The following is a 13,436-nucleotide window of genomic DNA, read 5'->3' on the forward strand; positions in this document are numbered from 1 at the left end:
AGCCCGCGCCCGCGCCCGCGGGGCGTTCGCAGGCCGCCGCGCCGCCCGCAGGCCGCCCGCAGGCCGCACCTCCGGTCGCAAGCCGCCCGCAGGCCGCACCTCCCGCGCAGCCGTCCGAGTACGGCCGCGGCAGCGGGCGCTACGCCACGCGCGCCCGCAAGCGCGGCCCGTGGCGCGTGGTGTTCTGGCTCGCGCTCGCGGTGCTCGTGGCATCGCTCGGCGCGCTCGCCTACATCGGCTTCACATACTGGAACGGGCAGCGCGCCTACGACGAGATCGCGAGCGCCAACCTCACCGTCCCCGAGGACGCCGCCTCGGCCACGCTCGCCGACTTCTCGGTTGACTGGGACGCCCTGCGCGCGGTGAACCCCGACGTGGTGGGTTGGGTGTACGTGCCTGGCATCGGCGTGAACTATCCTATCGTGCACCGTCCTCATGACGACACCTACTACCTCAACCACACCTTCGGCGGCGACACCACCGGCCAGTTCGGCGCGGAATTCGGCTGCATCATGCTCTCGGGCGAGAACAGCGGCGACTTCACCGACGAGGTGAACGTGGTCTACGGGCACAACATGGCGAACGGCTCCATGTTCGCCCCGTTCGCGGGCTTCACCGACCCGAGCGTGTTCAACGCGCACCGCACGATCTACGTGCTCACGCCGGCGGGCAACTACCGCCTGAGCACGTTCGCCGTCGACCGCATCGCGGGCGTTGACACCACCGTCGTGGTGCCGAGCCAGACGCCCGACGAGCTTGCCGCCTACGTGCAGAAGCGCATGGACGACTCGCTTGTGGCGCCTGACCCCGCGCCGCGCCCCGCGTCTGAGATCTCGCAGGTGTTCGCGTTCTCCACCTGCGACAACGCTCAGGACACCTACCGCTTCGTCACGTTCGCGGAAGTGGTCGAGTACCTCCCCGCGGGCGGTACCACGACGCTGGGCGGCTCGAACGCCGCAAGCGGCGCAGCTGCGCAGGCGTCGGGCGACGCGGGCGCGGAGGGCGGCGCCGACGCGGTGAACCCCGCCGACGTTTCCAGCATCAGCGACATGGCAGAGGAGAGGGCTTCGTGAGCATGTCGACCATGCCGGGTGAGCGGCCCGACCGGCCCGAGGAGGAGTGCGCGGTCTTCGGCGTGTACGCCCCCGGCGAGGACGTGGCGCGCATGACCTGCTACGGGCTGCAGGCGCTGCAGCACCGCGGGCAGGAGAGCGCGGGCATCGCCGTGGGCGACGGGGAGACCGTCATGGTGGCGAAGGATTTGGGACTCGTCACCCAGGTGTTCGACGAGGCGGCGCTCTCCGCGCTCGAGGGGCACGTGGCCGTGGGGCACGTGCGCTACTCCACGAGCGGCGGCAAGGCATCGTGGGAGGCCGCCCAGCCGCACATCTCGGCCATCGACGACGAGCTCATCGCGCTCGCGCACAACGGCACGCTCGTGAACACCGCGCGCATCCGCACGCAGCTCATCTCCGAGGGCGTGCAGCTGCGGGCGGGCACCGACTCCGAGGTGGCCGCCAAGGCCATCGGCTTCGTCACGCGCCGGACGCACCGCCTGCGCGACGGCATCGGGTTCGCCATGGAGAACCTCAAGGGCGCCTACGCCATGGTGCTCGTCACCTCGCGGGCGCTCTACGCCTTCCGCGACCCGCACGGCATCCGGCCGCTGTGCATCGGGCGTCTGCCCGAGGGCCGCGGCTGGGTGGTGTCGAGCGAGACGTGCGGGCTCGACATCGTGGGCGCGCAGTACGTGCGCGACGTGGCCCCCGGCGAGGTGCTGCGCTTCTCCGAGGCGGGCATCGACTCCGAGCAGGCGGTTCCCGCGCTCGAGCCCGCGGCCTGCATCTTCGAGTACGTCTACTTCGCGCGTCCCGACAGCCTGCTCGACGGGCAGAGCGTCTACCAGGCGCGCCGCGCCATGGGCCGCATCCTGTCGCAGGAGGCGCCCGTCGAGGCCGACCTCGTGCTCGGCGTGCCCGACTCGGGCGTGCCGGCGGCGCTCGGCTACGCCGAGGCCAGCGGCATCGCCTACACCGACGGCATCGTGAAGAACCGCTACGTGGGGCGCACGTTCATCCAGCCCACCCAGGCCATGCGCCAGCTGGGCATCCGCCTGAAGCTCAACCCGCTGCCGAGCGTGCTTGCGGGCAAGCGCCTCGTGGTGATCGACGACTCCATCGTGCGCGGCAACACGTCGAAGAAGCTCGTGCAGATGCTGCGCGACGCGGGCGCCACCGAGGTGCACCTGCGCATCGTGAGCCCCGAGGTGACGTGGCCGTGCTTCTACGGCATCGACACCGACACGCGTGACCAGCTCATCGCGGCTAACATGACGCTCGAGGAGATGAACGCGTGGATCGGCTCGGACTCGCTGGCGTTCATCTCGCTCGAGGGGCTGCGCCGGTCGGTGGCCGGCGCGCGCACCCAGGGCTTCTGCGAGGCCTGCTTCACCGGCGAATACCCCGTGGAGATTCCCGCGGAGACGGCGAAGAGATCGCTCCAAACCAAGCGCGACCCAGGCGAGCCCTGCCCCCTGTCCTGAGCAATCTTTCTTCCTTATGTCATCCTGAGCGAGCGAAGCGAGTCGAAGGATCTGGCCCCGAACACGGCGCGCCCGCATGCGCAGCTCACGTGCGACCGGATCCTTCGACTCCGCGCCCTCCGGGCGCTCCGCTCAGGATGACACGAGGCGGCGATGCGCGGGTGTCCCCAAGCAGAGCGCGCCTGCATGTTGATGCACGCGTTCGACCTGCGAATGTATATAATTCGAGGTATCGGTAATTCCCTGGAAAGGATGCTCATGGAAAAACAGGTGACTTACGCCCAGGCCGGGGTGGACACGGCCGAGGGCGCGCGCGCGGTTGACGCCATCAAGGGCGTGGTCCACGAAACGTACCGTCCCGAGGTCGTGGGCGATATCGGCGGCTTCGGCGGCCTGTTCTCCATCGCGGCGGCCAAGGACATGGCCGACCCGCTGCTCGTGAGCGGCACCGACGGCGTAGGCACCAAGCTCAAGGTGGCCCAGATGCTCGGGCAGCACTCCACGGTGGGCATCGACCTGGTGGCCATGTGCGCCAACGACATCCTGGCCACGGGCGCCGAGCCGCTGTTCTTCCTGGACTACGTGGCCATCGGCAAGCTCAAGGCCGAGGCCGTGGCCGACATCGTGGCCGGCATCGGCGAGGGCTGCAAGCAGGCCGGCTGCGCGCTCATCGGCGGCGAGATGGCCGAGCACCCCGGCGTGATGGACCCGGACGACTACGACCTGTCGGGCTTCTGCGTGGGCATCGTCGACCGCCCGAAGATGCTCGACCCTGAGAGCGTGCGCGAGGGCGACGTACTCATCGGCCTGGCCTCGAGCGGCCTGCACTCCAACGGCTACTCGCTCGCGCGCAAGGTGTGCGTCGAGGGCAGAGCGCCCGAGGAGCTGCGCGCGCCGCGCGAGGAGCTCGAGGGGCGCAGCGTGCTCGAGGCCCTGCTCACCCCCACGCGCATCTACGTGAAGCCGGTGCGCGCCGTGGTGGACGCGTGCCCGGGCGCGGTGCGCGCGCTCGCGCACATCACGGGCGGCGGCATCTCCGAGAACCTCAACCGCGCGCTGAACGAGGGCGTGGACGCCGAGGTCGACCTCGGCACGTGGCCCGTCCCCTCCGTGGTGGAATACGTGTGCGACGCGGCGCACCTCTCCGAGGCCGAGGCGCTCAAGACCTTCAACATGGGCCTCGGCCTCGTGCTGATCGTCGACCCCGCGCAGGCCGAGGCCGTCGAGGCCGCATGCGCCGCGGCGGGCGAGACGACGTACCGCGTCGGGCGCGTCGTGTCCGGCACGGGCGAGGTCCGGTATGCGAACGAAGGCGGGCTCTATGGCTTCAGCGCTTAAGATCGGCGTGCTGCTCTCCGGCAGCGGCACCAACCTCCAGGCCATCATCGACGCCGCGGCCGACGGGCTGCCGGTGGAGATCGTGCACGTGATCTCGTCGCGTCCCGACGCGTACGGCATCGAGCGCGCGAAGGCGGCGGGCATCTCGGTCACGGCGTTCAACCGCGACGCGTACGCCGACCCGGCCGCGGCCGACGCGCGCATCGTGGAGGAGATGCGGGCCGCGGGCGCGGAATACGTGGTGATGGCGGGCTACATGCGCAAGCTCACCCCCGTGGTGCTCGACGCGTTCCCCGACCACGTGCTCAACCTGCACCCGGCGCTGCTGCCCTCGTTCAAGGGCGCGCACGCCATCGCCGACGCGTACGAGGCGGGCGTGAAGGTGACGGGTGTGACGGTGCATTTGGCCAACGAGGACTACGACAAGGGCCCCATCGTGGCGCAGCGCGCCGTCGAGGTGCGCGAGGGCTGGACGATCGACGAGCTGGAGAGCGCCATCCACGCGGTGGAGCACGTGCTCTACCCCGAGGTCCTGCGCGCCATCGCCGAGGGCCGCATGAGCATGGACGAAAAGAGGATTATCCACATTTCGGAATAAAAGTGCTATAGTGCCGTGGGATGCATCCCCCCTATGTCACTGATAATCGTTACGGGTCTCGCCCTTCCGCTTTTCCCGAGCCGGAAGGGCGGCAACCTACGTTGTGGGGACGGCACGGTGGCTCGCATCATGTCCGGCGCCTGACGGATGTCATCCTGAGCGAGCGAAGCGAGTCGAAGGCTCTGGTTCCGGGCACGATGCGTCCGCATGCGCAGCTCCCTCGCAGCCAGATCCCTCGATCCCGCGGCTCGACGCCCGTCCTTCATCGAACGAGAGAGAGAGGAACTCCATGATCGAATCCGCGCTCAAGCAGATCATCGCCGACCTCGAGGAGGGACGGGTGCCCCGGCTTGCCGCCGACGACTTCCCGTGCTTCTCGGAGGAGGCGCTCGCGGGCAAGGAGCACGTGAGCCCGGCGTACCTCGACGTGATTGCCGAGAGCCTGACGCCGGCCGACATCCCCACGTTCGAGCGCGCCCTGCGCGCCATCGACGAGGGCGACCTGGCGTGGCTCGGCTTCAAAGTGGTCTACGACGCTGCGGCGGCGCAGGCCAACGTCGACAACGAGGTGACGAAGAAGTACGGCGAGGCGGGCTCGGCCGACGGCGAGCCGCTCGTGTTCTTCTGCAACGACGCCAAGGAGATCGTGGCGTCGCGCGCGTACTCGGACCGCGACAAGTTCCAGATGAAGGACGTCACGCGCGGCCCCTCGATGCACAACGAGCAGTTCGAGGGCCTCACCTGGGCGAGCGTGGCGCTGTTCGAGCCGGTGCGCGTGTGGCTCTTAGGCGCATCCGACGCGTCGAGCGAGGTGTGCGCGCTTGCCGCCCACGTGGGGTTCGACGTGGTGGCCGTCGACTACGACGCGGCCTATCTCAACGAGGAGCGCTTCCCCGCGGCGCGGCGCATCCTTTTGTCCGACGGCACCTTCGAGGGGCTGTCCGCCTACGCGGCGCGCCCCGAGGACTACGTGTGCGTGCTCACGCGCGGGCACATGTTCGACCCGGAGGGCTGCGTGTGGGCGGCGAAGTGCGGCGCGCGCTACATCGGCATGATGGGCTGCAAGGGGAAGAACGACACCGTGCACGACCTGGTGCTGGCGAAGGGTGCCACGCAGGAGGACTGGGAGCGCATCAAGCGCCCCATCGGGCTGAAGTTCGGCGCCAAGACGCCGGCGGAGCTCGCCATCGCCATCGTGGCCGAGCTGGTGGACGTGCGCTACCGCCAGCGCTACAGCGCCGAGGCGCGCGAGCGCCACGAGCGGAGCCTCGGGCGGTAGCCGCTTGGCTTGCGCGCCCTTTCGCCTGCGGCTTTGCCGTGGTATTCTGCGTGGAAGAAGAAACGCGTCGTGACTGACGGGCTAGCGTGGGTCACCACGGGGGAGCGGCGCGCAGAGATGAGCCGACCGTCTGGGCAAGCCGTTCGAGCAGAGTGGCTTGCCCTTTTGCGTTCGCGGGGGCGGTCGCGCGCTCGGCGTGCCGATATGAGGGACGACTGACAAGGAGTGCTGATGCAAGACCTCATCGAACTGCTCAAGAACAACTCGTATCCGGGCCGCGGCATCGTGGTCGGAGCGGACCGCGTCTACTACTTCATCATGGGACGCAGCCGGAACAGCCGCAACCGCATCTTCGTCAAGACCGAGGACGGCATTCGCACCGAGGCGCACGACCCGGCGCTTCTGGAGGATCCGAGCCTCATCATCTACCATCCGGTGCGCGCCTTAGGCGACGCGCTCGTGGTCACCAACGGCGACCAGACCGACACCATCGTGGAGGCGGGCGACTTCCGCGCGGGCTGCATGAAGCGCGAGTTCGAGCCCGACGCACCGAACTTCACGCCGCGCATCTCGGCGATCGTCAACCCCGACGGCACCTTCGAGCTGTCCATCCTGAAGCACCAGGAATCGGGCCGCTGCCTGCGCGAGTTCTTCGCCTACGAGGGCGCTGACGAAGGCACGGGCTACTTCATCAGCACGTATCAGGGCGATGGCGACCCGCTGCCCACGTTCGCCGGCGAGCCGGTCGAGGTGGCCCTGCCCGATCCCGACGCGGTGTGGGCGGCGCTCAACGCCGACAACAAGGTGTCGCTCTACGCCAACGTCGGCGGGGAAGTGACCCTCTACAACAAGAACCTCGGCGACTAGGTTTCACAACTGCGACTTGCGGGGGCGGTCGGCAGGGAGCGGGGCTGGCAGGCATTCCAATTCGCTCAGACAGTCCTCGCTTTGTGTGACAGTCCGCTGGACTGTCACAGTCGCTGCGGAACTCGCTCGGTTGGAACGCCTGCCAGCCCCTTTGCGCAATCCCTCAATTGAGGCAACGATTAGCATGGGGCGGGGCAGTGCTCCGCGCGCAGTTCCGCAGCGAATGAAAATGTCCAGTGGACATTTTCATTGAGCGAGGACTGTTTGAGCACGGAATGCTGCCCCACACCCCGCTCCCGCACCCGACGACTATGACAGCAAAGGAGATCTTATGAACGAACTGGAACTGAAGTACGGTTGCAACCCCAACCAGAAGCCTTCGCGCATCTTCATGAAGGACGGCTCTGACCTGCCCCTTCAGGTGCTGAACGGCAAGCCCGGCTACATCAACTTCCTCGATGCCCTGAACTCCTGGCAGCTCGTGCGCGAGCTTGCGGCCGCCACGGGGCTGCCGGCGGCGGCGTCGTTCAAGCACGTGTCCCCGGCGGGCGCCGCGGTGGGGCACCCGCTCACCGAGACCGACCGCGCCATGTACTTCGTCGAGCAGGAGGGCGAGCTCTCGCCGATCGCCTGCGCCTACATCCGCGCGCGCGGCGCCGACCGTTTGTGCTCCTACGGCGACTGGGTGGCGCTGTCCGACACGTGCGACGCCGACGTGGCGCGCTACCTGAAGCTCGAGGTGTCCGACGGCATCATCGCCCCGGACTACACCGACGAGGCGCTTGAGATCCTCGCGAGCAAGAAGAAGGGCAAGTACAACGTGGTCAAGGTGGACCCGGCGTACGAGCCCGCCGAGCAGGAGCTCAAGGACGTGTTCGGCATCACCTTCGAGCAGGGCCACAACAACTTTGAGATCAACGAGGAGCTGCTGGCCAACGTGGTGACGGCGAATAAGGAGATCCCCGCCGCCGCCAAGATCGACATGATGGTGGCGCTCATCACGTTGAAGTACACTCAGTCGAACTCTGTGTGCTACGTGAAGGACGGCCAGGCCATCGGCGTGGGCGCCGGCCAGCAGAGCCGCATCCACTGCACGCGCCTGGCGGGCGGCAAGGCTGACAACTGGTGGCTGCGCCAGCATCCCAAGGTGCTCGGCCTGCAGTTCGTCGACGGCATCCGCCGTCCCAACCGCGACAACGCCATCGATGTGTACACCTCCGACGAGTGGGAGGACGTGCTGCGCGACGGCGAGTGGCAGCAGGTGTTCGCCGTGAAGCCCGAGCCGCTGACGGCGGAGGAGAAGAAGGCGTGGATCGCGAAGATGGAGGGCGTGACCGTGGGCTCCGACGCGTTCTTCCCGTTCGGCGACAACGTGGAGCGCGCGCGTAAGTCGGGCGTGGCCTACATCGCCGAGCCGGGCGGCTCCATCCGCGATGACAACGTGATCGAGACGGCCGACAAGTACGGTATCGCCATGGCCTTCACGGGGATGCGTCTGTTCCACCACTAAGAGCTGCTCGAGATGAGGTAAGAGCTGCTTGAGAGCGAGGCGAAGGGGCCCGCGGCTCACCGAGCTGCGGGCCCCTTCGTGCTCATACGGCTCAAGCCCCTGCGCATGTGCGGAAGCTTTCCCATAGCCAAAGAGGGGCGGGAAGGCGGGAGAGCCGCCTCAGCCACTTTGGGGCTTGAGGCTCGTACACCGACAACGCCCTCTTTGCATCCACGGCTTGGAAAAGCTGGCTGGAAAACGCGCGTTATCGGTGCTCCAAGCCCCGAAAACCACCGACAACGCGCATTCTCCAGCCACTTTTTCCGAGAAATCGTCGATAACGGCCTCGTTTCATCCAGAATCACCTGAGGGGTGGATGGAAAAGCACCGTTGTCGGCGATTGACGGAAGGTGAGCGAGTGGGGCGGAATGTGAGCGGGCGTGGCTGGTGTAGCCGGTGCGATGGGCGTGGCTGGCTTGGCTGGTGTAGCCGGTGCGATGGGCGTGGTTGGCGTGGTGGGGCGGGCGAGGCGCGTCGCGCGCGGCCCTGAGCATGCGCAGTGAGAGAGCCCCGCGGCCTTCGGCTCGCGGGGCTCTCTCTAGGGGGGATGAGGGCGGGTTGCCGCCCGAGGGTAGGTTACTTGCCAGGCGCGGCAGCCGACGTCTCGCCCGTGCTCGCCGTGGCGCTTCCCGAGGCTGCGACGGGGCAAGCTGCGGCGGCCGCTGCGCCCTCGGTCGCGCCCCCGGCCGCCTTCGGCTTGGAGGCCCAGGCCAGCATCAGGAACGCCACCGCTATGACCGCCGCGGAGACGTACATGCCGGGGACGTAGCTGCCCGTGAGGTCATAGGCGAGGCCCCACAGCGGCGCGCCGATGGCCTGGCCGAGCACGTTCGCCATGCTCACCAGTCCCCAGATGGCAGCGTAATCCCGCGGGCCGAACGCGACGCTGGTGACCATGGGCGCGAATACCGAGGTGTTGGCGTTGCCGATGGACATCAGGATGAGCGCCACGCAGATGACCGCGACGACGGGCGTGGCGGGCAGCAGGATGAACGAGACCAGGTACAGCGCCGAGCACAGAAACAGCGTCTTGACGAGGCCGAGCTTGTCGGCCACGATGCCGGCGCCCGAGCTGGTGAAGATGATGCCCGCGGAGATCACCGACATGAACACGCCGGCGGTGATGGCATCGAACCCGACGCTCACGAAGTACGCGGCCAGGTGCTGCGTGACGGTGACTGTGACGGCGAGGAGCAGGAAGGCCAAAAGGATCACCCACAGCTGTGGCATCTTGAGCGCCGTGGCGTAGGGCACGCCCGGCAGCTCGCCCGCGCTGCCCGAGCCAGCCTGCGCGCCAGCTTGCGCGCCGAAGGGCGCAAGCCCCAGCTCGGAGGGGTCTGAGCGCAGCAGGAGCAAGCCCACCGGCGTGGTGAGCGCGAACACGACGCAGCCGAGCAGAACGTATCCCGCCTGCCAGCCCAAAGACTCGATGACCGCGGGGAACACCAGGCTCAGCACCATGGCGACGATGCCGCCGCACGCGGCGGCCGCGCCCATCACGAACCCGCTCTTCTCGACGAACCACGTGTTCACGATAACCGGCACCACCGCGTAGCTGCAGCCGAAGAATCCGAGTCCGATCAGGCATCCCACCACGTAGAACATCGGCAGCGTCGCGCAGAGCGACAGGGCTGCCATGGTGAGGCCCGTCCAGATGCCGCCGCATATCACGAACCGGCGCGTGCCGAAGCGCGCCACGAGCTTGCCGTAGACGGGCAGCGTGATGGTGCCCACGATGGTGATCAGGCTGAAGTACAGCGAGAACGTGGAGCGGTCGAACCCCAGGTCGCGCGTCACCGGATCCATGAAGAAGCCGAAGCTCACCGTGCCTGCGATCATGGCGCTCATGATGAGGCAGGCCGCGGCGGCGGTCTTCACGTATGGCGCGCTCATCCGCTGCTTCTCGCGCTTCGCGCCCGTGGCGTCTGCCATGTGCCCGCCACCTCGCTTTTCCTCGTTTCCCATGTGACTCCTCCTCGCGTTTTGCCGTGTTTGAGTTGCCGAGAAGTATAGGAATCGCCGCTTTGCGGCGCCTATGGAGGATCCTCCAAAACTTCACGATCCTTTTTGGAAGCTTTACCGTTTCGGGGCGCAGCCCTCGCTTTCTAGAATGGGCCATGTTCGGCGCACAGTGCGCGCAGCGCTGTGGGGGAGCAGGCGGCGTCCGGCCGCCATGTTCGGCTCAGCGCGCGCAATCGCCAGGCGGCTGCGCCAGCCGCGCGGGCCATGCGCGCTTCGAGGGACTGCGGCTTCGCGGCCCTCGGGGAGGCGGCAAGCGCGGGAGGCGCATCCCCTGGCGGCAGGCGCCGCATAGGGAAACTCAAGAGAGGAGACGGAATGGAGTACAACAACGAGTACAACCTCGACCTGTACCCGAAGAAGCTTCACTGGAAGGAGGGCGACCTCACCGCGACGCGCACCACCATGTGGTCGGGCCCGGGCTGCCACGAGGGTTGCCAAGTCATCTTCTACACCGACGAGGACGGCAAGCTCGTCAAGGTCGAGGGCGACCCGAACTCGCCGTTCAACCAGGGGCGCCTGTGCATGCGCTGCCTCGAGCTGCCTGAGCTCGTGAACCACGAGAGCCGCCTCAAGTACCCCATGAAGCGCGTCGGCGAGCGCGGCGAGGACAAGTGGGAGCGCATCAGCTGGGATGAGGCGTACGACATCATCTGCGAGAACGTGCGCAAGTTCCAGGAGACCGACGGACCTGAGTCCATCATCTCGATGATCGGCACCGGCCGCAACGTCTCCCAGGTCATCGCGCACAACCAGTACGCCAACTTCGGCGGCCCGGACCTCACGCTGTGCTTCCTCTCGGGCGACTCCTGCATGCTGCCCCGCACGGCCCTGTGCTATGTGGTCATGGGCAACCAGTGGGTGGCTGACATGAGCCAGTTCCGCGAGACGCGCTACGAGGACGATCCCGAGTGGGTCGTGCCCGAGTGCATCGTGCTGTGGGGCACCAACCCCGTCGTGTGCAACTCCGACGCCTTCCTCGGCCACTGGATCGTGGAGTGCATGAAGCGCGGCTCCGAGCTGCTCTCCATCGACCCGCAGCTCACCTGGATCGGCAGCAAGGCCAAGTACTGGCTGCGCCTGCGCCCCGGCACCGACGCGGCCCTGGCGCTCGGCATGCTCAACATCATCATCAACGAGGACCTCTACGACCATGAGTTCGTCGAGAAGTGGTGCTTCGGCTTCGAGGACCTGCGCGAGCGCGTGCAGGAGTACCCGCCCGAGAAGGTCGCCGACATCTGCTGGATCGACAAGGACCTGCTCATCGAGGCGTCGCGCTGGTACGCCCAGGCCAAGCCGTCCACCATCCAGTGGGGCCTGGCCGTCGACATGTCGAAGATCGGCACGCAGACGGCGCTCGGCATCGCGTGTCTGGCCGGCATCACGGGCAACATCGACAACCCCGGCGGCAACATCCTGATCGACCAGGCCGGCGGCCTGGAGTTCGGCTACAACTCCGGCATCGAGTACCTCAAAGAGGGCATGGTGCAGAAGCGCCTGGGCAACTCCAAGTACAACTTGAAGAAGTACGGCTTCACGGCCAGCTCGCAGTCTGACTGCATCCTCGAGGCGTGCGAGACGGGCAAGGACGAGAACGGCAACCCGCGTCCGGTGAACATGCTGTGGATCCAGTCGTCCAACCCCATCACCAACATGGGCCAGGACGCCCCGCGCATCTACCGCGCCATGAAGAACGTGCCGTTCATCTGCGTGATCGACATGTTCAAGACCCCGTTTGCCGTGGCCTGCGCCGACCTCATCCTGCCGTGCGCCATGTCCAACGAGCGCGACTGCGTGCGCGTGTGGTTCGACCCGATCCGCTCGCTCACGAAGTGCGGCCAGTACTACGAGGCCAAGGAAGACGAGCAGATCATGATCGACCTCGGCCATCGCCTGAACCCCGACGTGTGGCCCGAGTGGGTGCAGACGCCGCGCGACTACATGAACTGGCGCATGCAGACCGCCCCGGCCTGCCGCTACGACAGCATGGAGGAGCTCGAGGAAGCGGGCGGCTGGCACTACCACGACTTCCGCTACTACAAGCACGAGAAGGGCCTGCTGCGCTCTGACGGCCAGCCCGGCTTCAACACGGTGACCGGCCTCTACGAGCTGTCCGTCACGCTGTTCGACGCCTGGGGCGACGACCCGCTGCCCTTCTACGAGGAGCCGCCCACGAGCCCCTACCGCACCCCGGAGCTCTGCGAGGAGTACCCGCTCGTGCTCACCACCGGCAAGCGCTCGTTCGAGTTCTTCCACTCCGAGTGGCGCCAGGCCGACACCACCTCGCGCGAGCTGCATCCGGTTCCGTACTTCGACATCCACCCCGACACGGCTGCCAAGTACGGCGTGGCCGAGGGCCAGTGGGTCTGGATCGAGAACCAGATGGGCAAGTGCCGCCAGGTGGCGCGCTTCGACTCCACGCTCGACCCGCGCGTGATCTCCACCGAGCACGGCTGGTGGTTCCCCGAGCAGGAGGCTGCCGAGCCGAGCCTGTTCGGCGTGTTCAACTGCAACCCGAACAACCTGATCCCGCAGTGCGAGAACGGTGAGTCCGGCTACGGCGCCCCCATCAAGTGCTCCATCGCCAAGGTCTACCCGTGCACGCCGGAGAACAGCGCGCCGGAGGACCAGCCGTCCTTCCAGGTGACCCGTGGCAGCGGCTACTCGCATGGCGAGTCCCATGCCACCGACACGCCGAGCTTCTACGACATGCGGAAATAGAGGGGGTTAGAGAAATGACGAGAGGCGAATACGGTCTTCTGATCGACTACCAGTACTGCTCCGGCTGCCACGCCTGCGAGGTGGCCTGCAAGAAGGAGCACGAGATGCCCAAGGGCGACTTCGGCATCAAGGTGCTCAAGGACGGCCCGCGCCAGTCCTCGGACGGCGTGTGGGAGTTCGACTACATCCCGGTGCCCACGCACCTGTGCGATCTGTGCGCGATGCGCGTCGACATGGGGAAGCTCCCCACCTGCGTGCATCACTGCCAGGCCGGCGTCATGGTGTACGGCCCGATCGAGGAGCTCGCCGCGAAGGCGAAGGCTGCCGCGAAGGACAAGATGGTCATCTTCGCGAAGTAGCGCGCAGGCGCTGATCTAAGGGAAAAGGCGGCTCGCGCGCTTGTAGGAAAGGGGGCGAGCCGCCATGACCCCGCACGTTCCAGGCGAGGGCGGCTGGCTGATGAAACAGCCGGCTGTCCCTGTTTGGGGCTGCGGTCCATAGGGGATTATAGTATTTCTAGGAG

The 13,436-nt window shown here is 67.3% G+C and carries 10 protein-coding genes and 1 riboswitch; of the genes, 9 read left to right on the forward strand and 1 reads right to left on the reverse strand.

What is annotated here, in order from left to right:
• The 7 genes from G7Y50_RS08380 to G7Y50_RS08410 all read left to right on the forward strand — a co-directional run.
• Nucleotides 1-1,073 (forward strand): class B sortase (locus G7Y50_RS08380; protein ID WP_165057027.1); only part of this gene is annotated, 1,073 nt, incomplete at its 5' end.
• Complete coding sequence (gene purF / locus G7Y50_RS08385; protein ID WP_165053091.1) at nucleotides 1,070-2,542, forward strand: amidophosphoribosyltransferase; 1,473 nt, start codon at nucleotides 1,070-1,072, stop codon at nucleotides 2,540-2,542. The genes G7Y50_RS08380 and purF, both read left to right, overlap by 4 nt.
• A 258-nt stretch (nucleotides 2,543-2,800) precedes the next feature.
• Nucleotides 2,801-3,880: a phosphoribosylformylglycinamidine cyclo-ligase gene (purM, locus tag G7Y50_RS08390; RefSeq protein ID WP_206214812.1), complete on the forward strand. Its 1,080-nt coding sequence runs from the start codon at nucleotides 2,801-2,803 to the stop codon at nucleotides 3,878-3,880.
• Nucleotides 3,864-4,478, forward strand: coding sequence for a phosphoribosylglycinamide formyltransferase (gene purN / locus G7Y50_RS08395; RefSeq protein ID WP_165053085.1), 615 nt, complete (start codon nucleotides 3,864-3,866; stop codon nucleotides 4,476-4,478). The genes purM and purN overlap by 17 nt, the downstream gene beginning before the upstream one ends.
• A 289-nt stretch (nucleotides 4,479-4,767) precedes the next feature.
• Nucleotides 4,768-5,757, forward strand: a complete 990-nt coding sequence (locus tag G7Y50_RS08400) for an XdhC family protein (protein ID WP_165053082.1) — start codon at nucleotides 4,768-4,770, stop codon at nucleotides 5,755-5,757.
• A 59-nt stretch (nucleotides 5,758-5,816) separates the two neighbouring features.
• Nucleotides 5,817-5,900, forward strand: a riboswitch (ZMP/ZTP riboswitch).
• 88 nt (nucleotides 5,901-5,988) lie between these two features.
• Nucleotides 5,989-6,624: an IMP cyclohydrolase gene (locus G7Y50_RS08405; protein ID WP_165053079.1), complete on the forward strand. Its 636-nt coding sequence runs from the start codon at nucleotides 5,989-5,991 to the stop codon at nucleotides 6,622-6,624.
• Between the two features lie 331 nt (nucleotides 6,625-6,955).
• Complete coding sequence (locus G7Y50_RS08410) at nucleotides 6,956-8,134, forward strand: phosphoribosylaminoimidazolecarboxamide formyltransferase (RefSeq protein WP_165053076.1); 1,179 nt, start codon at nucleotides 6,956-6,958, stop codon at nucleotides 8,132-8,134.
• Nucleotides 8,135-8,749: 615 nt separating this feature from the next.
• Here G7Y50_RS08410 and G7Y50_RS08415 read toward each other — a convergent pair.
• Complete coding sequence (locus tag G7Y50_RS08415) at nucleotides 8,750-10,138, reverse strand: MFS transporter (protein WP_165053072.1); 1,389 nt, start codon at nucleotides 10,136-10,138, stop codon at nucleotides 8,750-8,752.
• A gap of 372 nt (nucleotides 10,139-10,510) precedes the next feature.
• On the opposite strand from G7Y50_RS08415, the gene G7Y50_RS08420 reads away from it, so the two are divergent.
• On the forward strand, nucleotides 10,511-12,913 hold the full coding sequence (locus G7Y50_RS08420) for a molybdopterin-dependent oxidoreductase (RefSeq protein ID WP_165053069.1): 2,403 nt from the start codon (nucleotides 10,511-10,513) through the stop codon (nucleotides 12,911-12,913).
• Between the two features lie 14 nt (nucleotides 12,914-12,927).
• Nucleotides 12,928-13,272, forward strand: a complete 345-nt coding sequence (locus G7Y50_RS08425; protein ID WP_165053066.1) for an oxidoreductase — start codon at nucleotides 12,928-12,930, stop codon at nucleotides 13,270-13,272.
• Nucleotides 13,273-13,436: the final 164 nt, after the last annotated feature.

The organism is Adlercreutzia sp. ZJ176 (assembly GCF_011038975.1).
Taxonomy (GTDB): Bacteria; Actinomycetota; Coriobacteriia; order Coriobacteriales; family Eggerthellaceae; genus CAAEEV01.